The 25,193-nt window shown below is 68.8% G+C and carries 12 protein-coding genes and 1 tRNA gene; 4 read left to right on the top strand and 9 right to left on the bottom strand.

The window, feature by feature from the left end; genetic code table 11:
• Nucleotides 1-4 precede the first annotated feature (4 nt).
• The 3 genes from DES47_RS19740 to DES47_RS19730 all read right to left on the bottom strand — a co-directional run bounded on the left by DES47_RS19740 (nucleotide 5) and on the right by DES47_RS19730 (nucleotide 3,544).
• The gene (locus tag DES47_RS19740; RefSeq protein WP_133702458.1) at nucleotides 5-778 is read right to left on the bottom strand and encodes a HesA/MoeB/ThiF family protein; all 774 of its coding nucleotides are present in this window, start codon (nucleotides 776-778) and stop codon (nucleotides 5-7) included.
• A gap of 74 nt (nucleotides 779-852) precedes the next feature.
• Nucleotides 853-2,295 carry a S41 family peptidase gene (locus tag DES47_RS19735; protein ID WP_133702457.1) on the bottom strand — a complete coding sequence of 481 codons (1,443 nt, stop codon included), beginning with the start codon at nucleotides 2,293-2,295 and terminating at the stop codon, nucleotides 853-855.
• A 166-nt stretch (nucleotides 2,296-2,461) separates the two neighbouring features.
• Nucleotides 2,462-3,544 (bottom strand): ABC transporter ATP-binding protein, encoded by a 1,083-nt coding sequence (locus DES47_RS19730; RefSeq protein ID WP_133702456.1) that lies wholly within the window; start codon nucleotides 3,542-3,544, stop codon nucleotides 2,462-2,464.
• Nucleotides 3,545-3,648: 104 nt separating this feature from the next.
• Here DES47_RS19730 and DES47_RS19725 point away from each other — a divergent pair, with 104 nt between their 5' ends.
• Nucleotides 3,649-5,283, top strand: coding sequence for an ABC transporter permease (locus DES47_RS19725; RefSeq protein ID WP_133702455.1), 1,635 nt, complete (start codon nucleotides 3,649-3,651; stop codon nucleotides 5,281-5,283).
• A gap of 60 nt (nucleotides 5,284-5,343) precedes the next feature.
• Nucleotides 5,344-5,418 (top strand) — tRNA-Arg (locus tag DES47_RS19720).
• 72 nt (nucleotides 5,419-5,490) lie between these two features.
• On the opposite strand, the gene DES47_RS19715 is transcribed toward DES47_RS19720, so the two are convergent.
• The 3 genes from DES47_RS19715 to DES47_RS19705 are packed head-to-tail and all read right to left on the bottom strand — an operon-like array spanning nucleotide 5,491 to nucleotide 12,598.
• Nucleotides 5,491-9,588 carry a translocation/assembly module TamB domain-containing protein gene (locus DES47_RS19715; protein WP_133702454.1) on the bottom strand — a complete coding sequence of 1,366 codons (4,098 nt, stop codon included), beginning with the start codon at nucleotides 9,586-9,588 and terminating at the stop codon, nucleotides 5,491-5,493.
• Nucleotides 9,588-11,429 carry an autotransporter assembly complex protein TamA gene (locus DES47_RS19710; RefSeq protein ID WP_133702453.1) on the bottom strand — a complete coding sequence of 614 codons (1,842 nt, stop codon included), beginning with the start codon at nucleotides 11,427-11,429 and terminating at the stop codon, nucleotides 9,588-9,590. Before DES47_RS19710 ends, DES47_RS19715 begins: the two co-directional genes overlap by 1 nt.
• On the bottom strand, nucleotides 11,426-12,598 hold the full coding sequence (locus DES47_RS19705; RefSeq protein WP_133702452.1) for a vWA domain-containing protein: 1,173 nt from the start codon (nucleotides 12,596-12,598) through the stop codon (nucleotides 11,426-11,428). Before DES47_RS19705 ends, DES47_RS19710 begins: the two co-directional genes overlap by 4 nt.
• Nucleotides 12,599-12,688: 90 nt before the next feature.
• Between DES47_RS19705 and DES47_RS19700 the strand changes: the two genes are divergently transcribed.
• On the top strand, nucleotides 12,689-13,906 hold the full coding sequence (locus tag DES47_RS19700) for a GGDEF domain-containing protein (protein WP_133702451.1): 1,218 nt from the start codon (nucleotides 12,689-12,691) through the stop codon (nucleotides 13,904-13,906).
• A 101-nt stretch (nucleotides 13,907-14,007) separates the two neighbouring features.
• The gene (locus tag DES47_RS19695) at nucleotides 14,008-15,177 is read left to right on the top strand and encodes a GGDEF domain-containing protein (RefSeq protein WP_133702450.1); all 1,170 of its coding nucleotides are present in this window, start codon (nucleotides 14,008-14,010) and stop codon (nucleotides 15,175-15,177) included.
• A gap of 7 nt (nucleotides 15,178-15,184) precedes the next feature.
• Here the strand turns inward: DES47_RS19695 and DES47_RS28810 are convergent, their stop codons facing one another.
• The 3 genes from DES47_RS28810 to DES47_RS19675 all read right to left on the bottom strand — a co-directional run bounded on the left by DES47_RS28810 (nucleotide 15,185) and on the right by DES47_RS19675 (nucleotide 25,187).
• Nucleotides 15,185-21,286, bottom strand: a complete 6,102-nt coding sequence (locus DES47_RS28810; RefSeq protein ID WP_166652084.1) for a YDG domain-containing protein — start codon at nucleotides 21,284-21,286, stop codon at nucleotides 15,185-15,187.
• Between the two features lie 16 nt (nucleotides 21,287-21,302).
• On the bottom strand, nucleotides 21,303-22,946 hold the full coding sequence (locus DES47_RS19680) for a ShlB/FhaC/HecB family hemolysin secretion/activation protein (protein WP_133702449.1): 1,644 nt from the start codon (nucleotides 22,944-22,946) through the stop codon (nucleotides 21,303-21,305).
• A gap of 201 nt (nucleotides 22,947-23,147) precedes the next feature.
• On the bottom strand, nucleotides 23,148-25,187 hold the full coding sequence (locus DES47_RS19675) for a S9 family peptidase (RefSeq protein ID WP_133702448.1): 2,040 nt from the start codon (nucleotides 25,185-25,187) through the stop codon (nucleotides 23,148-23,150).
• Nucleotides 25,188-25,193: the final 6 nt, after the last annotated feature.

Genomic DNA, 25,193 nt, shown 5'->3' with positions numbered 1-25,193 from the left:
GAGCTTAAACCCTGTCGATGGCTGTGGCGGGCCGTCCGGCGCAACAGGGGCAGTCCGCGGCGCGTGCCATGCGGATCTCGCTCCACTCCATGCGCCGCGCGTCCAGCATCTGCAGCCGCCCGGCCAGCGACTCGCCGATGCCGGCCAGCAGCTTCAGCGCCTCCGCCGCCTGCAGGCTGCCGATGATGCCCACCAGCGGGGCGAACACGCCCATCGTCGCGCAGGCCACGTCCTGCACCGCCGACTCGGGCGGGAACACGCAGGCGTAGCAGGGCATGTCGGGCTGGCGGCTGTCATAGACCGAGATCTGGCCGTCGAAACCTATCGCCGCCCCCGACACCAGCGGTTTGCGATGCTTGACGCAGGCGGCGTTGACGGCATGGCGGGTGCGGAAGTTGTCGCTGCAGTCCAGCACCACATCGACCTCGGCGACCAGCACGTCCAGCACCTGCGCATCGGCGCGCTGCACCAGGGTGCGCACCTGCAGATCGGGGTTGATGGCCAGCATGCTTTGGCGGGCGGAGCTGACCTTGTCCTGGCCGACGCGGTCCAGATTGTGGGCGATCTGGCGCTGCAGATTGGTCAGGTCCACCTGGTCATGATCGACCAGCGTGATGTGCCCGACGCCGGCAGTGGCCAGATACAGAGCCACCGGCGAGCCCAGACCGCCGGCGCCTATCACCAGCGCATGGCTTTGCAGCAGCCGCTGCTGGCCCTCGATGCCGATCTCGTCGAGCAGGATGTGGCGGGAGTAGCGCAGCAGCTGGTTGTCGTTCATGGCGCGATTGTGCCGTGAGGCCAGAAACAACAAAGCCCGCCAGGGCGGGCTTTGTTCGTGGATAGGGCCTCGCCCTATTGCTCGGTAGTGGCTTCCGCTTTCCGTTCCACAGCCGTCTTGGACACCAGCACCGTCTTGCCCTTCAGCCGATTGAAGGCCTGGGTCAGCGGGAAGTCTTCGGCGCTGCCGAATTCGGGCAGGGGCTTGATCGGCTCCTTGGTCTTGGCCGCCTCGGCTTCCAGCTTGGCACGGGCCTCCTCGCGGGCCTTTTCGCGGGCGGGGTCCTTGTCGTCCTCGCCCTTGGCGTTCTGCAGATGCTTTTCGAGATCGGCCTCGCGCATGCGCAGGGCGGCGAAGACATTGCCCTCGGCGGTTTCGTCCAGCAGCACGTCGGGGACGATGCCCTTGGCCTGGATCGAACGACCGTTCGGGGTGTAGTAGCGGGCGGTGGTGATCTTCAGCGCCGTCTCGGGGCTGAGCTGACGCACCGTCTGCACCGAGCCCTTGCCGAAGGTCTGCGCACCCATCACGATGGCCCGCTTGTGGTCCTGCAGCGCGCCGGCGACGATTTCGCTGGCCGAGGCCGAGCCTTCATTGACCAGCACCACCATGGGCACGCTCTTCAGCGCGGCCGGCAGCTTGCGCAGCGGGTCGCTGCCGCCGCGGCGGGTGTAGTTGTCGGGCGTGGCCTTGAACACGGCCTTCGAGTCGGCCACCTGGCCGTTGGTCGAGACGACCACGGTGTCGGCGGGCAGGAAGGCGGCGGAGATGGCCACGGCGCCCTCGAGCAGGCCGCCCGGGTCATTGCGCAGGTCCAGCACCAGACCCTTCAGCTTGGGCTCCTGCTTGTAGATCTCTTCGAGCTTGCGCACGAAGTCATCGACGGTGCGGTCCTGGAACTGGCTGACGCGCAGCCAGGCATAGCCGGGCTCGACCACCTTGGCGCGGACGCTTTGCTGGCGGATCTCTTCGCGCACGATGGTGATGGGGAAGCTGCGGCTTTCGCTCTTGCGGAAGATCGTCAGCGAAACCTTGGTGTTGGGCTCGCCGCGCATGCGCTTGACGGCCTGATCGATGCCCAGGCCCTTGACCATGGTGTCGTCGATCTTGGTGATCAGGTCGCCGCTCTTCAGGCCGGCACGGAAGGCCGGCGAGCCCTCGATCGGCGAAACGATCTTGACCAGACCGTCTTCCATGCCGATTTCGATGCCCACGCCGACGAACTTGCCGGTGCTGCTTTCGCGGAATTCCTTGAAGCTCTTCTTGTCGAAGAACTGCGAATGCGGGTCCAGCCCGGCGACCATGCCCGCGATGGCGTCGTTGATGAGCTTCTTCTCATCAACGGGCTCCACGTAATCGGACTTGACCATGCCGAACACGGCGGCCAGCTGTTGCATCTCCTCCAGGGGCAGGGGCGCGAGCGAGGTGCGCCCGTTGGCCGGCAACTGCATGGTGGTGAGTGCACCGGCAACGGCACCCAAGGCAACCCAGCCGGCAACTTTCAGTTTGGCACCCATGATGCGAGTGTTCCCTATACGTGATATCGAGCAAACATGCGGGTGAGGGTCCGATTTGAAGGCGGAATCTCTCTAGGCCAGTATAAGTTCTGGCCCGGCTTGGAGAGGCCGCATCAACAGAAAGTTTCGCCCCTTATTCACGGTGAGCCGTCCCAGGCGGCAAATCTCAGGTCGCCGGCCGTGCAAAGGTCACGACGTGATCGACGCTGGCGCGTATGCCTATCCACTCGCCCACCTGGTGATCATGGTGCGAAGGCACGTGCACCAGCACCTGCTCGCCGCTGGCCAGGCGCAGCGTGTAAAGAAATGATGCGCCGCGAAAAGCCTTGCGTTCGATGCGGGCCTTGATGGGGGCGTCGTCGTCGTGGGTGATGTCGTCGGCGCGCAGCAGCACCTCGCATTCGCCGCCCGGGTAGGCGTCGGGCAGCGGGCACTCGCCGACGTCGCTGAGCTCGCCCAGCGGCGTGTGGACGATGGGGCCGTCCGGGCCCATGGTGATGCGGGCCGGGGCGAACACACCATGGCCGATGAAATCGGCGACGAAACGGGTGGCCGGGCGGTGATAGACGGTGTAGGCCTCGTCCCACTGTTCCAGCCGGCCCTGGTGCATCACGCCGACCACATCGCCGACGGCAAAGGCCTCGGCCTGGTCATGGGTGACGAACAGGGCGGTGGTGCCGGTCTCGTGCAGGATGCCGCGCAGTTCCTGGCTCAGGTGCTCGCGCAGATCCACATCGAGGCTGGAGAACGGCTCGTCCAGCAGCAGCAGACGTGGCGATGGCGCCAGCGCGCGGGCCAGGGCCACGCGTTGCTGCTGGCCGCCCGAGAGCTGGTGGGGCGCGCGCTTGGCGGCATGGGCCAGGCCGACCAGGTCCAGCACCTCGCGGGTGCGCTGGGCGCGCTGGGCGGGCTTGAGGTGATTCAGGCCGAAGCCGATGTTGTCGGCCACCGACAGATGGGGGAACAGCGCATAGTCCTGGAACACCATACCGATCTGGCGTGCCTCGGGTGGGGTGTGCAGGCCGGTGCCAGCATCGGCCAGCACCGCGCCGGTGATGCTGATGCGGCCATCATGCAGCCGTTCCAGCCCCGCGATGGCTCGCAGCAAGGTTGTCTTGCCGCAGCCCGAGGGCCCGATCAAGACGCCGATCTGGCCTTTGGGCAGGGTCAGAGTCACGCCCTCGACCGCCGGTTTCTGGGGCGTGGCACCGGGATAGCGCACGCCAACTTGATCGAGTGCTAGGAACATGGCCCTATGATAACGGCCGGGCGGCAAATGCGCCTTGTTCGCATTCTTGTTGTCTTGACCTGGCTCAAGGCAGGAAGTGCTCGACCCCGGTCCACTCGCCCCTGATGTTTCGACTGATCACCCTTGTTTGTCTGCTGCTGGCCGTGCCCGTGCTGGGCGTGCTGGGCTCCTGGTTTGCTATGGACGCCCAGGCGCTGGCCATCCTGCAGCACCAGTTCGCCACCGTGCTGCCCGACTACACGCGCAGCTCGCTGCTGCTGGCCACCAGCGTCGGCCTCGGCGTGGCCCTGCTGGGCGGTGCCACGGCGGCGGCCGTGAGCCTGTTCCAGTTCCCGGGCCGGCGCTGGTTCGAATGGGCGCTGCTGCTGCCCATGGCCATGCCCGCCTATGTGGCCGCCTATGCCTATACCGATGTGTTGCAGTACAGCGGCGCGCTGCAGACCTGGCTGCGGGCGCTGACCGGTGCCCAGGGCGCGCTGTGGCCCGACGTGCGCAGCCTGCCCGGCGCGGTGGCCCTGTTCGTGCTGTGCCTCTACCCCTACGTCTATCTGCTGACCCGCACGGCGCTGAACGAGCGGGGCGTGGCGCTGATGGAGGCCGCCCGCATGCTGGGCGCCGGCACGCTGCGCCGCGTCTTCAAGGTGGCCCTGCCGCTGGCACGCCCGGCGCTGGCCGCTGGCGTGGCCCTGGCGCTGATGGAGACCCTGGCCGACTACGGCGTGGGTTCCTACTTCGGCCTCAACACCTTCACCACCGGCATCTACAAGGCCTGGCTGGTGATGAACGACCGCTTCGCCGCCGCCCAGCTGGCCTCGCTGCTGCTGATCGTCGTGGCCGGTCTGCTGTGGCTGGAGCGCCGTGCGCAGGCCAGGATGCGCTTCGTCACCGCCCGGCCGGGCGCCCTGCAGGCGGCCGAAGCGCGGCCGTTGCCGCTGCGCGGCGGGGCGGCTTTGCTTGCTTTTGTCCTGTGCGCGCTGCCGGTGCTGCTGGGTTTTGTGGTGCCGGTAGCGGTGCTGGCCGGCCTGCTGTGGCAGGAGGCGCAGACCGCCGAGCTGGGCCTGCCGCTGGCACGCTTCGCCCAGTGGAGCTGGACCAGCTTCAAGCTCGCCGGCCTGGCCGCGGCGCTGGCCGTGGCGATGGCGCTGACCCTGGCTTTTGCTTCGCGCCTCGGCCAGGGTGGCAGCCAGGGCGCCAAGGGGCGCGGCAAGGGCCTGCTGCTGAACCTGGCCACCCGCGTGGTCTCGCTCGGCTATGCGGTGCCCGGCGCGGTGATCGCCGTGGGCATCCTGCTGCCGCTGGGCTGGCTGCAGCAGCGCTGGCCCGAGCTGCCGCTGTCGGCTGTGATGACCGGCACCGTGCTGGGCCTGATCTATGCCTATCTGGTGCGCTTCTCGGCCGTGGCCCTGCAGTCCATCGACGCCGGCTATGCCCGCATTGCCCCCAGCGTCGACGAAACCGCCCGCATGCTGGGCGCCTCGCGGGCCCGGCTGTTCCTGCGGCTGCATGCGCCGCTGCTGGCGCGCTCGTCGCTGGCTGCGGCGCTGCTGGTGTTCGTCGATGTGATGAAGGAGCTGCCCGCCACCCTGGTGCTGCGGCCCTTCAACAGCGACACCCTGGCCGTGGTGGCCTACCAGCTGGCCCGCGACGAGCGCCTCAGCGAGGCGGCCCTGCCCTCGATCGCGATCGTGCTGGTGGGGCTGATACCGGTGTTGATGCTGTCGAGGTCGATGCGGCGGTGAGACTTAGCGCCCGAAGCCGGTCGATGCCGTGCGAGAATGCGCGCCGCTTTGTCAGATTGCCTCGCCGTAGTTCAATGGATAGAACGGCCGCCTCCTAAGCGGCAGATACAGGTTCGATTCCTGTCGGCGGGACCAAAGCCCACCTAAGAGTCCCGTGGACTCTTAGGTGGGCTTTGGACATTTCGACCTGCCTCGACCATCAGCCCGTCAGTTCCACTTCCACTGCCAAATCAGATCCATCGAATTGTCCGAGCCCGATTGCGCGCGCAGGGTGAAGCGCTGGGCGATGCGGTAGATCAGCTGCCAGTTGCCGGTGGTGGAATTGAGGCCGCGTTCGTAGCCGACGTACCAGCGGCGTGACAGCTGCTTGCCCAGTCGTACGATGGTTTCGCGCACCTCGCCGTCGCTCTGCTTCAGCGACAGCTCGTCCAGGCCCAGGCTTTGCACCAGTTTGCCGGTGGCGCCTTCGCCTTCGCCGGCCAGCAGGGCCAGGGCGGCGCGCTGCAGCAGGGCGGTGTCGGTGCGGCCCAGGCCGTCGGCGCCGCGGCCCAGCACCAGCCAGGAGAGCTTCTCGGTCTCGCTCAGCTCGGGCTCGGAAAACAGGCGTATGCGCGGGTTGCGTGCGGTGCCGGTGACGGTCACGCCCACCCGGGTGTCGGTGTTCGGCCGGGTGGCGATCACGTCCAGCCGCGGGTTGTCCATCTGGCCGCCGAAGATCACGTCACCGCGTTCGATCTCCAGCTTCTGGCCGTAGGCGGCATAGGTGCCGTTCTCGGCCCGCACCGTGCCCTGCAGGGTCGGCTTGCCGGCCTGCTGACCCAGTCGCAGCTCGCCGCGCAGCAGGGTGTCCAGGCCGCGGCCGCGCAGGCGCAGCTGGCGGCCCAGATCGACGCCCAGGTCCACGATGATCACGCGTTCGCGCTTGCTGCCGTTGCGCGATGCCTCCGGCAGCGGCTGTTCGTTGCGCAGCACGATCACGTCGTCGTCGAGACTCGGCGCATCGGAGCGGGTGAAGTCGATCAGGCCCTCATCGACGGTGAACTTGCCGTTGAGCTTCAGTTCATTGGCCTTCAGCGCCAGCTGGGCCTGGCCGCTGGTGATGATGCGCCTATCGACCCGCGCCAGCAGGGCGAACTTCGAGGCCTTCAGCGTCAGCTCGGCCTGCGGCGTGGCGCCCAGCTCGGCATTGCCCTCCAGCTGCAGGGTGCCGGCGCCGGCCTTGGCGCGCAGGAAGTCCAGCTTGGCGGTGGCGCCGTTGAGGCTCATCGCGAACTCGCCCTCGCGCACGTCCACGCCCTGCAGCAGATTGCGCACGCTGATGTCATGCCCGCTCGCCTGCCCGATGATCTCGGGTGCCCCGACCTTGCCTTTCAAGGTGATGCCGGCGCGCGTGGTGCCGGCCAGGCGCCAACCGGCCGGGATCCAGCCGCCCCAGGTGCCGAGGTTGGCAACCTGTGCTTCCAGCACGCCCTCCAGCGGTGCGTCGGGGGCCGGCCACCAGGCCTGGGGCGAGGTGCGGCTGCTGATGGCGCCGCCGACCACGCCCAGATTGCTGCCGGCGATCGCCTGGGTAAAGTGCCAGACGCCGTTTTGCGCCGTCAAACCCAGGCGCATCTCGCTCAGGCCCAGGTTTTGCGGCCCGGCGTCGTCGGTAACCTGCAGATCGCCCTGGCTGCGCAGCAGCTCGACGTCAATGTCCACCGTGCTGCCCATGCGCAGCCTGGCGCGGCCGCCCAGCAGCAGATTGCCGCCCCAGCCGAAGTCGGGCTGCCAGCGGGCCAGCAGCGGCGCCACGGCCAGCGGCTCCAGCTCCGCCTGAGCCTCGATCAGGGCGCTCTCGCCGCTCATCCGAGGTGCCTGCCAGCGCAGCAGGCCCCAGCGCAGGCCGGCCCCGGCAATCTCGACGCGGCCGGGCTGCGCCAGTGCCTGGCTCAACAGCCCGTCGCCGCTCCACTGCAGCTTCAGGCCGAGCTCCCGGCCGCTGACCCAGGCCGGCGCGGTGCCGCTGGCGGGGCCGGTGCCGCGCAGTTCCAGCTGCTGCAGCTGGCCGGTCCAGTCCACCGCCTGGGCACGCGCCAGCCAGGCCGCGGGCGCCTGGGACAGCCCGCCCTGCAGCTTCAGCGCGGCGCGGCTGCCGGTGGCGGTGTCGCCCAGCGAGGCACCGGGCAGCAGTGCGTTGAGCCAGGGCGGGGCCTTCAAGCCGCTGCTCAGTTCCAGGCTTGCCTGATGCTGGGCCCAGCTGCCGCCCAGCTGCAGCAGGAGCCGCTCGACACGCGCGGAGGGCAGGTTGAGGCTGCGCAGATCAAGCTTCACGCTCAACGCATCGCCCGCCTGCGTGCCCAGCGCGGCACTCAGCTCGGCCTGGCCGATGCGGGCGTCCTGGCCCAGCAGATTGCTCTGCAGGTTCTGCGCCTTCATTTGGGTGTCGATGCTGAGCAGCGGCCAGCGGCCATGGGCCGTGAATGTGCCCTCCAGCTTGCCCGACAGCGTGATCGCGGGCTGCTCACCGCGCGAGGGCAGCAGGGCTAACAGTGGAGCCAGCCGGGACAGATCGCCGGCCTGCGCACTGCCGGTCCAGCGTTCGGCGGCGGGAGCAGGCGGCAGCAGGCCGCTCAGGCTCAGCTGGTTGCCGCCGGCCAGCACCTTGGCCGTCAGCGTCGCTTCTGCGCCGGACTGCAGCCGGGCCTCGCCGCTGACCGGCACGCCCATCAACAGACTGTCGCCCAGCTTCAGGCTGGCCTGGCCGCGCGGCCAGCCGGCCTGGGCGCCGAGCAGCAGGTCGGCATCGAGGCTGGCGTTCAGGCGCTGCGCCGTGCGCTGCCAGGCCGATCCGGCCGGACCGGCCCACCACAGGCTTGGATCGAACTCGCTCAGCTGGGCCTGGCCTTGAACGCGCCAGTCCTTGCCCTGTGGCGTCAACCGGGCCTGGGCCGAGGCCCGTGCGGGACCGGCACTGAGCTGGGCCTGCTTGATCTGGATCTGCTGCGGGGTGTAGAGGGCATCCAGGCTCAGCTGGGCCTGTGCCTTGGCCATGGCCGCCGGCTTCGCCAGCCATTGGCCCAGCAGCTGGGCCTGAGCCGCGATGGTCGGCGCCTCCAGGCCGCCGCTGCCTTGCAGTTCCAGCGTACCGTTCAGGTTCAGCGCGGCCAGGCGCTTGTCCAGCTGGGCGGGCAGCAGCTGGCTGACGCGTGTGCTCAGTCGCCAGTCGTCAAGCTTGCCTCCGCCCTGGCCCTGCAGTCGTCCGGCGGGTGCGCCGGGCTGGCCCAGCTGCAGATCGAAGGCGCGCACGTTCACGCTTTGCGTCTGATTGGGCACGGCCTCCAGGTCGAGCGCAATGGCCTGCAGCGGCAGGCGTTGCTGGTCCCAGCGGCCGGCGTCGCCGTTGCTCAGGTTCAGGCGCAGGGCGGCCGGCTGGTCCCAGCCCCTGCTGCTGAGCTGGGCCTCGCCACTCAATGCGGTGCGCGGCCAGTCGCTGTTCAGAGCGGCCAGATTCAGGTCCTGGGTGCGGGCCTGCAGCTCGGCCAGCGGCCAGGCCGCAAAGGGCTGCAGGCGGGCGCTGGCCTGCAGGCTCTGCTGCGCGGCGCTCAGCTGGGCCTTCAGGGTCGGGCCGGCCAGCGGGCCTTTCAGTTCGAGGCTGGCCTGCCAGTGCTTGCCGGCCGCGGTGGTCAGCGGCTCCACGGCCAATTGGGCGTCGAGCTGCAGCTCGCCGCGGCTGGCCTGCACCGCCTTGCCACTGAGCCGCAGGCTGTCCCACTCGACGCTGTTCACGGTGATGCGATGCTCGGCACCGGCCTTGGCGCCCAGATGGACGGCGCCATCGAGCCGGCGCAGCGGCTTGGCGCCCAGGGCCGCTGTGTGAATCTCGCCAATCCGCAGTTGCTGCACCTCCAGCTCCAGCGGCAGCCACAGAGTGGCCGGCGCGCCGCTGCTCGTGCCGCTGGTCGGCAGGGTGATGTCCAGCCGGTCGGCCTGGGCCTGGGCGATGCGTATCTTCAGCCACTGGCCGGTCAGCCCCGAGTACTCGAGTGTCAGGTCTTGCCAGCGCAGGCCGGTCAGCACCAGGGGCTCGACGATGCCGGGCAAGGTCAGGGTCAGCCGGCGGGCCGAGAAGTCGCCCAGCAGGCTGCCCTCGGGCTGCTCGATCTGCAGGCCCGGCGCGCGCGCCAGCAGCCAGGCCGTGCCGGGGGCGGTGCGCAGGCTGACCAGCACCAGGCCCACGATCAGGGCCAGCAGCGCCGTCAGCAAGGCCAGCGTGATCAGGACGCGACGGCGCGCGCGGCTCGATCGGGGGACGATGGTACTCATCAGAAGGCAATGCCCACGCTGAAGTGCAGCCGCGGCTTGCTGCTTTTCTCGGGCCAGCCGAGGTCCACCCGCAGCGGGCCTACCGGGCTGCGCCAGCGCAGGCCGAAGCCGTAGCCGAACACCGGTTTCAGTGCGCCCCAGTTGTCGGCGGCCTGGCCGGCATCGAGGAACACGGCCGCCTGGTACTGGGGCAGGTCGCTGAAGATAGGCCTGGCGGCCTCGACGCTGCCGGTCCAGACCATGCGCCCGCTTTGCACGACGCCGGCCTTGAGCGGCCCCAGGCTGCGGTAGGCGTAGCCGCGTACCGAGTCGTCGCCACCGGCGCGGAACAGCAGCGGGTCTGGCAGGCCCACCTCGTTCTTGGCGAACACCTGGCCGATCTCCATGCGTGCGCTGGCCAGCCATTGGCGGCCCAGCGGCCGGTACCAGCTGAGCCGTCCCCAGGCGCGCACGAAGGGACCGTTCTCGGCCACCGTGCTGCGGCTCAGGCCGGTGCCGAGCTGGGCTGAGGCGGCCCAGCCCTCGGTCGGCAGCAGGGCGCTGTCCAGCCGGCGCCAGGTCCAGTGGTAGTTGATCGAACTGGCATCGGCGCTGACTACGCCGCCAGGCTTCACGCTGCGGCCGTGCAGCGCCTCGACGAAGTAGCTGCGGTCATGGGTCGGGGTTTCCTGCAGCCGGCCGACGCGCAGGCCATAGCTGTCTTCGATCGTGTCATCGGTGTGAAGGCGCTGGGCCACCACCACCACCTGGTTGCGGTAGAGGCTGGGGGTGGCGTGCGAGGTCAGCTCGGCCTGGTAGAGGCGCTTCTCCTTGCCCAGCTCCAGCTTCTGCTTGGCCAGCAGGCTGAAGCCCAGCGGCCGGCGGTGCAGATGCTCCAGCGCCACACGCGGGCCGGTGTTGGCGCTGTAGCCGACGCTGGTGGTGGCCTCCTGCAGCATGGCTTCCCGCACGCGCACCCGCACGGTGGCGGCCTGGGCCTGCTCGGGCGCCGTGTCCAGCTCGACGACGACGCTGTCGAACAGGCCGGCGCGCTGCAGCCGCTCCTGGAACTCGAGCAGGGTCTTCTCGCTATAGGCCTCGCCCGCATTGAAGCCGGCAAGGCGTCGCACGCTGGAATCTTCCTGACGCTCCAGGCCCTCGATCTGCAGCGCGCCCAGCCGGTACAGCGGTCCGCTGTCCAGCAGCAGCTTGATGTCGACCCGATTCGCCTGCGCGTCCACCTGGGCCTGGGTGCTGACCCAGCGGGCCTGCGGATAGCCCTCGGCACGGGCCTGGGCCAGGCTCTCGTTCTTGGCCGCCGACCAGGGGCCTTGGGCGAATGTTCTGCCTGCGGTCAAGGGCCAGGTCTTGCGCAGCTTGTCCAGCAGCGCCTTCTGCGGACCGGGCTGGGTGCCGCTTTCGTCGAGCGCCCCGGTGACTTCGTAGGCAACGCCGTCCACCCGCGCCGGCTCGCCGGTTTCCACATGCACCTGCACGCGTTCGGGCGTGCCAGGGCTGCGCGTCAAGGTCACCTTGGAATTGAAGAAGCCCTGGGTCTCGAGCAGGCTGCGGGCCTGGGCAGGCGCGGCGGCACACAGGCGATTGAGCTCGATCGCGCTCAGCGCCTCGGCCTGCGGCGCATTCTGGAAACGTGACAGGTCCAGATAGCTCAGCAGCAGCTGGCGCTGCTCGCTCGGTGCATCGACCTCGACAATATAGGCCGCGCGGGCTGTCGGCAGCACGGCGCCGCTCGCGGCCTCGGCCGCGGCCTTCTGCTGGCCCGGCAGCCAGGCACAGCCGCTGGCCAGGCTCGCCAGCACCACGCTGAACGCCAGCGCCATGCGCCGGATGCCACCCCTCATTTGCTGAGCAGCCGCATCGCGCCTTCGAGCCCGGTGAGGCTGAGCGGAAACATGCGCTGGTTCATCAGCTGCTGGATGATGGAGATGCTTTGCCGGTACTGCCACACGCCCTGCGGCTCGGGGTTGATCCAGGCAAACTTGGGGAAGGCATTGGTGAGGCGCTGCAGCCATTCGGCGCCGGCCTCCTCGTTGTTGTATTCGACGCTGCCGCCGGGCTGCAGGATCTCGTAGGGGCTCATCGTCGCGTCGCCGATGAAGATCAGCTTGTAGTCCTTGTTGTACTTGCGGATCATGTCCCAGGTGGGCGTCTTCTCGCTGTAGCGGCGGCGGTTGTTCTTCCACATGAAGTCATAGACGCAGTTGTGGAAGTAGTAGAACTCGAGGTGCTTGAACTCGGTCTTGGCGGCGCTGAACAGTTCCTCGACGCGGTGGATGTGCTCGTCCATCGTGCCCCCGACGTCCATCAGCAGCAGCACCTTCACCTTGTTGTGGCGCTCGGGCACCATGCGGATGTCCAGCATGCCGGCGTTGGCGGCGGTCTTGTGGATGGTGTCGTCCAGGTCCAGTTCCAGGTCTGAACCCTCGCGGGCAAAGCGGCGCAGGCGGCGCAGCGCCACCTTGATATTGCGCGTGCCCAGCTCCAGATTGTCGTCGTAGTCCTTGTAGGCGCGCTGGTCCCAGACCTTGACCGCGCTCTTGTTGCGGCTCTTGTCTTGGCCTATGCGTATGCCCTGAGGGTTGTAGCCATAGGCGCCGAAGGGGCTGGTGCCCCCGGTGCCAATCATCCGGTTGCCGCCCTCGTGGCGCTCTTTCTGCTCCTCGAAGCGCTTCTTCAAGGTCTCCATCAGTTCGTCCCAGCTCATTGCCTCGATGGCCGCCTTCTGCTCCGGGCTCAGCTCCAGCTCCAGATGCTTTTGCAGCCACTCCATCGGCAGCTCCTTGCTGAAGTCGGTGAGCAGCTCCACGCCCTTGAAGTAGGCCGAGAAGGCTCGATCGAACTTGTCGAACAGGGCCTCGTCCTTGACCAGGGTGGTGCGGGCCAGGTAGTAGAAGTCATCGACCGAGGGGCCGATCACGTCCGCCTTCAGCGCTTCCAGCAGGGTCAGGAACTCCTTGACTGAAACCGGCAGCTTGGCGGCGCGCAGGGTGTAGAAGAAGTTGATCAGCATGACAGGGGGCCGAGGGGGTTAGCGCTGGACAGCGGCCGGAAGGGCCGATAAGGTAGGCATGGTGCCATAGCTGCGGAACGAGCCCCACTGATGACCACGCTGGAAGCCCTGATCGTCGTGCTGGCCCTGTTCCAGGTGATTCTGGCCATCAGCTGGGGTTTGTCCGCCTCGCTGCTGGGCCTGTCGCGTGCCGCCGGCCTGCACTGGGCGGTGTCCTGCCTGTTCGTGCTCCTGAGTCTGCTGCTGTCGCTGGCCCTGCCGCTGGGCCTGTTGACCCCGACCTTGAACGTTGCGCTGGCCAATACCAGCACCACGATTGCCTTTCTGAGCATGCGCCGCGGCGCCCACATCTTCCTGCGCCAGCCGCGCCGCGATCTTGAGCTGGCGATCGTGCTGGCGCTGGCGGTGCTGATCGGCCTGTTCGATCTGACGCTGGGGCTTGATGCCCGTGTGCGCGGCGCCCTGATGTCGGGCCTGCTGTCCTGGACCGGCCTGCGGCTGAGCTTCAGTTCCGCCGCCAAAGTGCGCGGCGAGTTCGGCCTGGTGGCGGCCGGCCTGGTGACCGGGCCGATGTTCGCGGTGGCCCTGGTGTTCGGCCTGCGCTCGGGCTATCTGGTCCTCGGGCCGGTGCCCGAGTCGGGTGCCCTGTTGACGGCGCCCACCGACGTCAATGTCTGGATGATGCTGGCCTTTTTCGTGCTGTCGGCCCTGCTCAACCTGTCCTTGGGCTATATGGTGCTGCTGCGCCTGGTGCGCCGGCTCAACCACGTGTCGCGGCATGACGCGCTGACCGGTCTGCTGAACCGCCGCGCGATGCAGGAGGCGCTCGATGCCGAGTTCCACCGCTGGCAGCGCAAGCAGGAGAGCTTTGCGCTGCTGCTGATCGACGTCGATCACTTCAAGCGGGTCAATGACCAGCATGGCCATGCGGTCGGCGACCTGGCCCTGTGCGCCGTGTCCCGCTGCCTGGCCGGGGCGGTGCGCAAGACCGATGTGCTGTCGCGCTTTGGCGGCGAGGAGTTCTGCGTGCTCCTGCGCCTGACCGATGGTCCCGGCGCGATCGAGCTGGCCCAGCGCCTGAACCAGGCCGTGCGCGAGCAGGCGATGGGGGTAGGCGCCCTGAGCCTGCCGCTGACCGTCAGCATCGGCATTGCCGTGGCGCCCGAGGGCGTGCTGACCCGGGTCGAGAAACTGCTGCTGGGTGCCGATCGCGCCCTCTACCGGGCCAAGGCCGAGGGCCGCGACCGTCTGGCCGTGGCCTCGCTGGCCGAGATGTCCGACTCGGGCTTTTCGCCGATGGGCGCCTGACAAGCCACGATTTCTACCGTTTTTGTCATTTACGTGCGGGGCGTACGGTCTGCGGATGCCGCTTGCGCGGCTAGCATGGAAGGTTGTCCGTTCGCCTGTCTATGAGCCCTGTTGTCCTGATCTTCCTGCTGATGCTGCTCCTGCAGCTCAGTTTTGCCGCCGCTTGGGCCCTGAGCAGCCGTTTCATGGAGCAGTCGGGCCGCGCCGCGCGCCATATGGGGCTGTGCTGCCTGCTGTCGGCCCTGGCCGTGGGTTTGATGATGACACGCGGCCATGCACCGACCTGGCTGGCCTATACGGGCGCCAATCTGTTTGCCATCCTGGTCTTCATGTCGCTGCGCCGCGGCGTGGAACTGCTGCTCGGCCAGTCGCTGAGTGACCGCGAGCAGGTGTTCGTGCTGCTGCTGTGCGGCCTACCCCAACTGCTGTGGGCCGGCAGTGCCGATCTGCAGCACTCGTCCCGGGCGGTGCTGGGCACCTCGTTTGCGATTGGCTGGAGCCTGCTGCGCCTGATCCAGCAGGCCTGGCCGCCGCTGCGCCAGGAGTTCGGGCCGCGCGGCGCCGCCCTGCTGCTGTCACCTCATGGGCTGGGCGCGGCGATGTATGTGGTGCGCTTTGCCGGCGGCCTGATCCAGCCGGAACGATTTGCACGGCCCATCGACGAGACCACGGCCTTCAATCTGCTGGCGGTGCTGGTGCTGGGCATACTGAATCTGGCGCTCAATGTCAGCTTTGCCGTGGTGATACAGGTGCGGCTGGTGCGCCGCCTGCAGAAGCTGTCGCAGATCGACAGCCTCACCGGTCTGCTCAACCGTCGCGAACTGCTGGCCCAGTTGGCCGTGCAGCGGCGCTGGCAGGCACGCTTCGGCGAGCCCTATGCACTGCTGCTGGTGGACGTGGACCACTTCAAGCGCATCAATGACAGCCTGGGTCACGCGGCCGGCGATGCGGCCCTGGTGCAGATGTCCCAGCACCTGCTGGCCGCCTCACGGCAAATCGATGTGGTGGCGCGCCTGGGTGGCGAGGAGTTCTGCATCCTGCTGCCGCGCACCGGTGTGGTCGAGGCCATGGCCACGGCGGAGCGTCTGCGCCAGTGCCTGCGCGATGCCGAGCTGGCCTGGATAGACCAGCGCATCAGCATGACGGTCAGCATAGGCGTGGCGGTCTGCCTCAGCGCCGAGGAAGCGGTCGAGCAGGTGCTGGCTCGCGCCGACCTCGCCCTGTACCGGGCCAAGGACGCAGGGCGCGACCGGATCTGCCTGGCCGGCTGATCAGCGCCTACTCGGCGCGCTCGGAGACCACGATCACCGCGCTCTGCCCGCCTATGCGCAGCAGGGCCTCGAAGGGCAGGGCACCGTCCGGCACGGCGCTGGCGATGAAGCTGCCCGTCTCGGGCACAAAGCGCAGCCAGCCGGGCAGCGCGCTGCCATCGGCGGCGCTGGCCGTTGGCGGCTGGCCCGAGGCTTCGACCGCCTGTTGCAGCGCCGCCGGCAGGGCAAAGCTGAAGCCGGTGCCGCCGGCGCGGCTGCGCGGCACCGACACATTGACCAGACCGGCACCGCCCGTGCGGGCCGAGGGCAGCAGTTCGACAATGATGCCGGCGGGGCCTGCCGCTGCGATGCCCGGTCCTGCCAGGACCGACGGCGTGACCGGGGTTGCCGACGCGGCAATCACCTCAATGCCCGGCGTCAGGCCGCCGGTGCTGATCAGGCCGCCGGCCGGTACTCCGGTGCCGGTCAGCAAGGATGTGGACGGCGCCGCGCCGGGAGGCTGCGCATCGGGCGCCACCGGCGGCATCGGCTTGGCGCGGATGTCGGCCCGAGTGCTGGCCGTGGTCTGCCGCAGCTGGTAGTTGCCGGCGTCGGCGCCACCCAGGGCGAGGTCGGTGATACTCACCGGCTTGTCCACCCCGGGCTGGGCGTTGTCGAAGCTGCCTCGGGCCTGGGCCACGCTCAGTGCGTCGCTGCCGATGCGGCCGCTGAACTGGGCTTGGCCTGTTTGCAGGGTGGCCTCCGTGCTACCGTCCTCCATCTTGCTGGCCGCCGTGATGCCGCTGATGGCGCTGATGGTGGCCCGTGCAATGTCGGCGCTGGCGCTGGCCGTGGTGGCGGCCAGCCGGTAGTTGCCAGCATCGGCGCCGCCCAGGCTCAGGCCGCCGATGCTGACGCTCCTGCCGTTGCCGGCCTGCTTGTCGGCAAAGGCGCCGCTGGCGCTCGCCACGGTCAGCGCATCACCGCCCACCATGCCAGCGAATGCGGCCGTGGCAAGGTTCAAGGTGACGGCGGTCGTGCCGTCATAGACCTTGTTCAGGGCCGTGATGCCGGTGATGGCGGCGATGGACGCGGGCGTGATGTCGGCCGTGGTGCTGGCGCCGGTGAACAGATAGTTGCCGGCATCGGCGCCGCCGAGGCTCAGCGCGGCAATCAGCACCGGCTTGCCGGTGCCGGCATGCTTGTCGGCAAAGGCCGCGCTGGCGCTGGAGATCAGCAGCTCGTCACCGGCTATGCGGTCGGGCAGGGTGGCCCGGCTCAGGTCCAGGGAGACGGCGGTCGTGCCGTCATAGACCCTGCTGACGGCCCTGATGCCGTTGACGGCCGAGAGCAGCGCGGGGGTGATGTCGGCGGTGGCGCTGCCCGTGCTGCTGGCCAGCGTGTAGTTGGCCGCATCGGCGCCACCCAACGCCAGCCCGCTGAGGGCGACACTCTTGCCGTTGCCGACATTCTTGTCTGTGAAGCGGCCGGTGGCTGCGGCCAGGCCGAGTTGGTCCCCGGCAATCATGCCGCCGAAGACGGCGCCGTTGCCGTCCAGGCTGGCCAGGGTGCTGCCGTCATAGACCTTGCTCAGGGCGGTGATGCCGCTGATGCCGCTGATCGACGCGGGCGTGATGTCGGCCGTGGTGCTGGCGCTGGTCGAGCTGAGGCTGTAGTTGCCGGCGTCGGCGCCGGCCAGGCTCAGGCCGGTGATGCTGACCGTCTTGCCGCTGCCGGCATGCTTGTCGGCGAATTGGCCGCTGCCGCCGGTCACGGTGAGCTGGTCATTGCCGATGCGGCCGCTGAAGCCGGCGTTGGCGATGTTGAGCGTGGCAGCGGTCGTGCCGTCATAGACCTTGCCTGCGGCGGTGATGCCGGTGACGGCGCTGATCACCGCCGGTGTGATGTCGGCCGTGGTGCTGGGGCTGCTGGCGTTCAGCACATAGTTGCCAGCGTCCGGGCCAAGCAGCGTCAGTCCGCTGAGGTTGACCACCTTGCCACGGCCGACGTTCTTGTCGGCAAACGTGGCCGTGGCGCCGCCCAGGCTCAGCTGGTCATTGCCCACCAGGCCGATGAATCGTGCCATGGCCGTGTCGAGCGCAGCCGCGGTCGTGCCGTCATAGACCTTGCTGCGTGCGATCAGACCGTCGACGGTCAGGCTGGCCGGGACTATGCTGGCCACCACCGTGCCGCCGCTCAGCGTGTAGTTGGCATTGCCCAGCGCCAAGGTGCTGCTGCCGAACGCGTTGTAGCTGCCGGCGTCGGCGCCGGCCACGCTGGCGCTGCCGCTCAGCGTCGGCACGCCGTCGCCGTTGACCATGCCGCTCAAGGTGAAACCCGAGCCGAAGCTGGCGTTGCCGTCATAGGTCTTGCTGACGCTCACGGTCAGCGGCCTGGCCGCCACCGTCCAGTTCGAGGCCGTGCCGGTCGCCAGCGAATAGCGCTCGTTGCCCAAGCTCAGGCCGCCGGTATAGGTCACCGCATAGCTGCCTGCCGCCGAGGCCCCGGTCGGTGCGCCGGTGAAGATGGCGGTGCCGGTCGGTGAGGCGTCGTTGATGACGGTCGTGCCGGCCAGCGAGGTGTAGAGGCTGTAGCTCGTACCGCTGCTGCTGCCGTAGACGCTGCCGGGGCTCAGCACATACAGCCTGGACACGTTGTAGTTGTCCGCATTGGCCAGGGTGGTGATGGTCAGCGAGCCGCTGCCGGGCGAGTTGATGAAGCCCGCGCCCGACATCGTGCCGCGCAGCGTCTGGTTGGCCGTCGAGGCAAAGCGCAGCTGGGTGGCCACCGAGATATTGCCGAGATAGTTGCCGTTGCCCAGCCGGCCGGTGCCGCCGATCTCGACCATGCCCGCGCTGATGGTCGTGCTGCCGGTGTAGGTGTTGAGTCCGGTCAGCGTCAGCTTGCCCGCGCCGGTCTTGGTCAGGGAGCCGCTGCCCGACAGCGCGCCGCTGACGGTGCTGGCCCCGGCCACATCGAAGCTGCGGCTGCTGCTCAGGCAGATGCCGCGTGCCGAGGTGGTGCCGGCGCAAGTGAAGGTGGTCGCCGCAGCGTAGGCCTCCATCGATGCCGCCGTCACGCTGAGGCTCTTGGCGTCGATCGAGATCGGTGTGACGGAGGTGCCGAGCTTGACGCTTGCGCTGGCGGTGAGTGTGACGGCGCCGATCGGGGTCGGGCCGTAGGCATTGGTGCCGACGGCCAGATTGCCTTTCAGCACGATATTGCCGCTGGCGGCGCTGATCGTCAGGTCCTTCTGGCTGGTGTTGGAGATCGCGTTATTGAGCGTGATGTCGCCTGCGCCCGTGCTGGTCAGCTGGGTATTGCCGCTGAGCTCGACCGTGCCGGTGTAGCTTTGTGCGCCGGCGGTCTGCATCAGTCCGCCGCCGATCACGGTGCTGCCGGTCCCGGTCTTGCTGAAGCTGGCCGCATGGCCGGCCCCGCCGATCAGCGTCTGGCCGCTGCTGCTGATCGCCAGCGCGCCGAGGGCGTTGCCGCTGCTGCCCAGCGCACCGTTCAGTGCCACAGCGCCCGAGCCCGCGGTGATGCTCAGGTCACCCGCGACACCGCCGCCCTTGACGACGCTGCCGGCCAGCGTCACGGCGGCATTGCTGCTGCTCAGCGATGTCGCGGCCGCGTTCAGCGTCAGTGGGCCGGTATAGGTCTGCACGCCGGTGGAGGTGACCGTGCCGGCGCCCAGGGTGATACCCAGCGAGCCCAGCACATCCAGCGAACTCAGTGCGCTGCCGCCGCCGATCGCGCCGTTCAGCCGGACCCGGCCGCTGGACGAGTCGATGACCAGGTTGCGTGCGCCATTGAGCGTGCCATTGACGGTGATCGTGCCGCCACCGTAGCTGATGCGGGCATAGCCGTCCTGGCCATTGCTGCGCGCCTGCGTCGAGCTGCTCAGCGAGCTGTTCGCAAACCCGTTGGCCGCGCCGCTGGAGCCATGGTTGCCGCCGCGGCCGGTCCATTCGTTGGAGTAGAAGACCGAAGGATTGGTCGCGCCGCCCAGCAGGCCGCCACCACCGCCGCCGGAGCTGCCGCCGTCCTGTATCGATGGCGTCTGGTTGCCGGAGTTGGCGCCGGTCTGGCCGGTGAAGCTGGCATCGTTGCGATAGTTGGCGCTGCTCTGGCCGGCGCACAGGCCGGGGCAGGCATCGTTGTTGCCGGAGCCACCACCACCACCGCCGCCGCCGGCCATCAGCAGGGCCGAGGCGGCGTTCGGGGTGGCCGTCAGGCTCAGCACGGTGGCACCTCCGCCACCGCCGCCGCCGCCCGAGGAACCGGCGGGTCCGGCGATGCCGCCGTCGCCGCCACTGGCCAGACCGAAGCTGTTGCTGCCGCCGCTGCCGCCTGCCGCGTTACCCGCGCTGCTGGCGCCGGTGCCGCCGCCGGAGCCCGGCGCGATGTAGAGGGTCTGGCCCGGCGTGACGGCGAAGGCTGCCGTGAGGGTGCCCACCGCGCCGGTGTTGCCACCGATATGCCCGCCATCGTCGCCGCCCTTTCCGCCACCGCCGCCGACCAGGATGGCGGTCAGCGAGTTCACGCCGGCCGGCACGACATAGCTGCTGGCGGTGGTGTAGATCTGGCTGATGCCACTGGCGAGGGTCAGGTCTGAAGTCAGCGTGACATTGCCGTTGAGGGTGATGTCGGTCCGGGCGGTCAGATTGGCGCCGAGGGCGATGCCGCCAGGGCCGGTCAGGGTCAGGGCACCAACGGTGATCGGTGCATTGACGGCAATGCTGTTGGCGGCGGTCAGGGTCAGGCTGTTGCTGCCGGCCTCGCTGATGGCGGCATTGACGGTGATGTTGCCGCTGCCGGCGGCGTTGCCGTCGGAGCCGTAGGTGGCCTGGTCTGCCGTGGTCGTTAGCTCGATGTTGGTGCCGGCCAGCGCCGCCACCAGGGTGGCGGCCTCGCCGGCACCTATCGTGTAGTCGTAGGGGTCGATCAGCCACAGTCCGGCCCTGCCCGCGGGTGCGCGGGTGCTGACGGTGGCGGTCGCTGCCAGGTCCAGATGGCTGGACGAGGACTCGATCGCGCCGCCGTTGCCGCCGTGTGCGCCACCATCGGCACGCAGGCCGCCGGCCACGCGGGTCAGCGCGGCGGGGTTGCGGATGTCGCTCCACAGCACGATGCTGCCGCCGTCGCCGCGCCCGGTGGCCGAGGCGTCGACCGAAGCGCCTGCATCGAGGCTGACGCGCATTGCCTGGGCCAGGCTGCCGCCGCCCTGCCAGTCGCCGCCGATACGCACCGTGCCGCCGCCCGTCGCACCCTGTGCCGAGATCGTCGAGCCACCGGCCAGCGTGATGTCGGCGGCTTCCAGCACGATGCGTCCGCCCTTGGCGGTGAGGCTGTCGGCCATCAGGCTGCCGCTGTGCCGTATCACCCCGCCCTTCAGCGCCTGTGCGGCCTGGGCGGACAGCAGTATCAAACCATCGGGCGCCTGCACGGCCCGGCGGGTGTCAATCAGCGCCGCGATCTCCGAAGGTGTCACGCGCAGCCGGGTCAGGCCACCGCTCTCGAACTGCAATTCGATCGCCTCACCAGCGGCCAGGGCCACCGTGCCGGCCCGGGCCAGCAGCAGGCCGCTGTTGCGCACTTCGGGCGCTAGCAGGGCGATATAGCCGCCCAGATGGGCCTGAATCTGGCCCTCGTTGATGACGCTGCCAGTCGCGCCCTGGCGTTCGAACAGCGTCCTGCCGGCCATCAGCTCGCCATTGCTGATGCCATGGGTGGTGGCCACCAGGGCGCCCACATCGGCGCGGGCCGTCGGGCCGAAGTAGATGCCGGCCGGGTTGCTCAGGAAGACCTGGCCGTTGGAGGTGATGCGGCCGAAGATCTGGCTGGCATCGCCGCCGAGCACGCGGTTCAGCGTGACGCTGCCCGCATCGGGCTGCTGGAAGCTGATCTGCGCTTGCTGACCGAGGTTGAAGCTCTGCCAGTCGATGGCGGCGCGCGGGCTGGTCTGATTGACCGTCATCTGCGCGCTGTTCTGGCTGATCTGCGCCTGGCCGGCAACGACCCGGCCGCCCGTGGGCAGGGTGTTCGGCCCCGGCTGGGCCTGGGCAAAGGCCATGGCCAGCAAGGCCGGCAGCAGGGCAAGGCGGGGAAGGGGGAAAGCTCGGCGCATGGCGTTTTTCTCTGTCTCAGAAGGGCAGGCTGGCTTGCAGCCACAGACGGTTGCGGTGCAGGGAGCCGTCCTGGTCCCGGCCATTGGCACTGGCGCCGGGGTTGGTGCCGATGCGGCGCGCAAGGCTGGCGCGCAGTTCCAGCGCGCGCGGGCCGCTCCAGGCCAGGCTCAGGCCCGCGCCCTTCAGCGCGTAGCGGTTCAGCTGCGGCGCGCCAACAAAATCGTTGCGCGCATTGATGCTGACCTGGCCCCAGTCATAGAAGGCGCTGGCCCGCCAGGCGCCGCCAAACTGGGTGCGCAGCTCGGCCGTGATCAACTGGCCGCTGCGGCCGCCGGCCTCGCTGGCCGGATAGGCGCGCACGCCATCGGCGCCGCCGAGGTAGAACTTCTCCGAGGAGTCGAGGTTGTCGCCGCTCCACTGGCCGATCAAGCCCAGATAGGCCGACAGCTCGCCGCTGAGGCGCTGCTCGCGGCTGAGGTTGTAGCGCAGCTTGCCGTAGCCGCCATGGCTGCGCGTGCTCTGCGCATCGGCGGCGAAACCGGGCGAGCGGCCCAGGTCCAGGCGGCCCCGGCTGATGATCAGCCCGGCCTGGTTGACGCCCCCGCCGCCCCAGTCGTCGAACCGGTTGCCGCTCAGGCCTGCGGAAACCTGGGTGCTGTCGTAGCGCGTGGTCACCGCGCCATTGGCCCGGTTGTCGAAACGGCGCTGCTCGGCGCCGAGTTGCAGCATCAGATTGCTGGTGCGGCCGCGCAGCAGCGGAAAACTCGCGTTGAAACCCCAGGTCTGCGAGCTGCCACTGGCCTGCAGTGCCTCGAATTCGCTGCCCACCAGCCGGTAGCGCATGGCCGACACCTGCGTGCCCACTCGCCAGCCCTTTGCGCCGACGGGCAGGCTGGCGCTGAGGCGCAGGTAGTCGCTGCCGCGGCTGTGGCTGAGGCTTGCGCCGAGCAGGTCGCCCCGGCCGAAGAGGCTGTTCAGCCCCAGGCTCGCGTTCAGGCGCGCCGTGCCGGTGGAGCGTGCGCCGCCGTTGTCCAGGCCGGCCTCGCCGCTGAACAGCGGCGTGTCGGTCAGGCGCAGCACCAGCAGGGTGTCGCCCTCGCGCTCTCCTGCGGCCAGGCTGCCGCCGACGCTGAGGCCGGGCAGATCGTCGAGCAGCAGCAGCGCGCGGTCCAGCGCCGGCAGGCGCAGCGGCGCTCCAACCGTCTGCTGGGCCTCGACCAGGGCCCGCGCCGCCTCGAAGCGCCTGGTCTCGCCTTCGACCCGGGCGCCGCCGAAGCGGGCCTCGACGATCTGCAGCCGTATCAGCCCATCGGTGACATCCTGCGGCGGCAGGTAGCAGCGCACCAGCCAGCCATCCCGTGCATAGACCTCGCTGACCCGGGCCGTGGCCGCCTGCAACTCGGCCAGGCTCAGGCTGCGGGCTGTGAACGGAGCCAGCTCGGCCTGCAGGCGGGCGCTGTCAATCAGCTGATTGCCGAGGAGCTCAAACTGCTTGACCCACACCTGGGTGCCGGCCTGCAGGCGCAGTGCCTCAGCGGGTTTGGCCTGCAGCGGTGCGCTGCGCGGCGGCGGGGCGACCGGCTTGCGCGACTCGTCTTGCTGCTGGAGCAGACGGCCTGCGTCGGTAGGCGTCTGGGCCTGGGTGGTTTGGCTGACCACCAAGGCCAGCAGGGCAAGGAGGCACGGTGGCCTTGGGGATCTGCGCACGCGGGTGCCTCCGGCAAAATGAACAGGCAGGCAGCCGCCGGTGGCCGCATGCGCCTTTTCTCATTTTGTCCAGATCGCCCGGCATGGAGGCAGGAACAACTGCCGTCTTTGCCCCCCATCTCCTCCTGGCCGGGCGATTGCCGGCCCGCGCGTTCAGTTCTTCACGGATCTGGCCTTGGTGGCGGCCTTGTTCAGCGTCGGATCGTTGTTCTTCAGCCAATCGAAGAACTCGCCATACCAGAGCTTGCTGTTGCGCGGCTTCAAGATCCAGTGGTTCTCGTCCGGGAACCAGACCAGGCGCGACTTGACCCGCATCGCCTTCAAGGTGTTGTAGTAGGCCAGGCCCTGGGCATCGGGGACCCGGTAGTCCATCGCGCCGTGTATCACCAAGGTCGGCGTGCTCATGTTCGCGGCGTGGGCGTGCGGGCTCTGCGAATGCACCTTGGCAATGTCGTTCCAGTACCAGGCGCCCAGCTCCTTGGCATGCCAGTCATAGGCATCGTCGGCGAACATGCCGACCCAGTCGAAGCAACCGGCGTGGCAGACGTAGGCCTGGTAGCGGCCCGGCGCCACATGGCCGTTCATCCAGGCCACCATGTAGCCGCCGTAGCTGCCGCCGGTGGCGAAGATGCGCTTCTTGTCGACCCAGGGCTTCTTCAACAACCAGTCGGTGCCGGCCTCGACGTCCTGCAACTCCAGCTCGCCCCAGCGCTGGGTGATCGAGTCGAGGAAGGCGTAGCCGAAGCTGCTGGAGCCGTGGTAGTTGACGCAGGCCACGACATAGCCCTCGGCGGCGAAGACCTGGTGGTTCCAGCGGTAGTGCCAGCTGTCGCCAAAGGCGGTGTGCGGGCCGCCGTGAATCAGGTGCATGACCGGATATTTCTTCTTTGGGTCGAAGCCGGGCGGATAGACCAGCCACATCTGCACCTCGTCATCCTGCGCGCCCTTGATGATCACTTCCTCGTGGCGCGAGAACTCGAACCCGCCCAGCAACTCATCGTTGAAGCTCTCGATGCGCAGCGGCTTCTCGCCGGGCAGCAGGGCCAGCGCGCGGCCCGGGTACTGCACCGAGTCGCTGACCACCACGGTGGTGCCGGCGGCCTTGTCGAAGCTGTTCAGATTGCCGCCCTCGAAGACGATCTCGGCGCGGCGGTCGGGCAGGTCGAAGCGCCACAGGTGCTTGCGGCCCCGCTGCTCGGCGCCGAACAGGATGGCCTGGCCATCGTCTTCCCACTTCAACGGTGCGCTGACCTCGTGGTCCCAGGTGGCAGAGAGCACACCCCAGTCCCCGCTGCTTCGCTCGACCACGGCCAGCTGCGAGGGCATCGTGTGCTTGATCGCCTGGTGGCTGGCGGTGAAGGCGACATGGGTGCCCTCGGGGTGGTAGCGCGGGGTCTGCATGTCCCACTCGGCGTGCTGCGCGAGCAGCTTGACCTTGCCGGTGCGGACCTCGATTTCGCTCAAGGCATAGCGATTGTCCAGCCGCTTCTCGGCCGCCGGGTCGTGGGCGAAGGCAATGCGTTTGCCATCGGGCGCGATGTCGAAGGTCAAGGCATCGGGGCCGCCGCGTGTCAGCTCCAGGTCCTTGCCCTCGAACAGGTCCGTGACCTTGCCACTGGCCACATCGACCACATGCAGATGGACGACGCGGTCCATCGGCAGGTTGTGGTCCCAGTGGCGATAGACCGCCTCGCTGGTGACGTAGGCCGTTTCCTTGCGCTCCTTGAAAGCCTTGTGCTGCTTGGCCTGGGCCTTCTCGCCCTTCAGCTTGGGCCAGACCCAGCTCAGGAAGGCGATGCGCTTGCCGTCCGGGAACCACTTGAACGCCAGTACGCCGGTGGCGACCTTGGCGACGCGACGGGCCTCGCCGCCGTCGGGGGCGATCACATAGAGCTGGGCCTCCTCGTCCTTGGCTCCCTCCTGCTCGCGCTTGGCGACGAAGGCGATCTGGTCGCCGCGCGGGCTCCACAGCGGCTGGCCGTCCTTGCTGTCAAGGCCGCCCGCCTGGGTCAGCGCACGGGGCTTGCCGCCCAGCGTGGACAGCAGCCACAGCGAGCTGCTGGACTTGTTGTCTTCCATCGAATACCGGGTCAGCGAGCAGACGGCCTGGGCGCCGTCGGGCGACAGGCTGGGTGCGCCGAGGCGCTCGATTTTCCACAGGTCTTCAACGCCGAAATTCTTCTTGCGGGCCATGCGGTC

Source organism: Roseateles toxinivorans (genome assembly GCF_004362525.1).
Taxonomy (GTDB): domain Bacteria; phylum Pseudomonadota; class Gammaproteobacteria; order Burkholderiales; family Burkholderiaceae_C; genus Paucibacter; species Paucibacter toxinivorans.
This window is presented reverse-complemented; position numbering and strand designations above follow the sequence as displayed.

Bases quoted from the DNA above. Each gene is read 5' to 3' on its own strand.
- DES47_RS19740 (WP_133702458.1), bottom strand. From the start codon at position 778: ATGAACGACAACCAGCTGCTGCGCTACTCCCGCCACATCCTGCTCGAC.
- DES47_RS19735 (WP_133702457.1), bottom strand. From the start codon at position 2,295: ATGGGTGCCAAACTGAAAGTTGCCGGCTGGGTTGCCTTGGGTGCCGTT.
- DES47_RS19730 (WP_133702456.1), bottom strand. From the start codon at position 3,544: ATGTTCCTAGCACTCGATCAAGTTGGCGTGCGCTATCCCGGTGCCACG.
- DES47_RS19725 (WP_133702455.1), top strand. From the start codon at position 3,649: ATGTTTCGACTGATCACCCTTGTTTGTCTGCTGCTGGCCGTGCCCGTG.
- DES47_RS19715 (WP_133702454.1), bottom strand. From the start codon at position 9,588: ATGAGTACCATCGTCCCCCGATCGAGCCGCGCGCGCCGTCGCGTCCTG.
- DES47_RS19710 (WP_133702453.1), bottom strand. From the start codon at position 11,429: ATGAGGGGTGGCATCCGGCGCATGGCGCTGGCGTTCAGCGTGGTGCTG.
- DES47_RS19705 (WP_133702452.1), bottom strand. From the start codon at position 12,598: ATGCTGATCAACTTCTTCTACACCCTGCGCGCCGCCAAGCTGCCGGTT.
- DES47_RS19700 (WP_133702451.1), top strand. From the start codon at position 12,689: ATGACCACGCTGGAAGCCCTGATCGTCGTGCTGGCCCTGTTCCAGGTG.
- DES47_RS19695 (WP_133702450.1), top strand. From the start codon at position 14,008: ATGAGCCCTGTTGTCCTGATCTTCCTGCTGATGCTGCTCCTGCAGCTC.
- DES47_RS28810 (WP_166652084.1), bottom strand. From the start codon at position 21,286: ATGCGCCGAGCTTTCCCCCTTCCCCGCCTTGCCCTGCTGCCGGCCTTG.
- DES47_RS19675 (WP_133702448.1), bottom strand. From the start codon at position 25,187: ATGGCCCGCAAGAAGAATTTCGGCGTTGAAGACCTGTGGAAAATCGAG.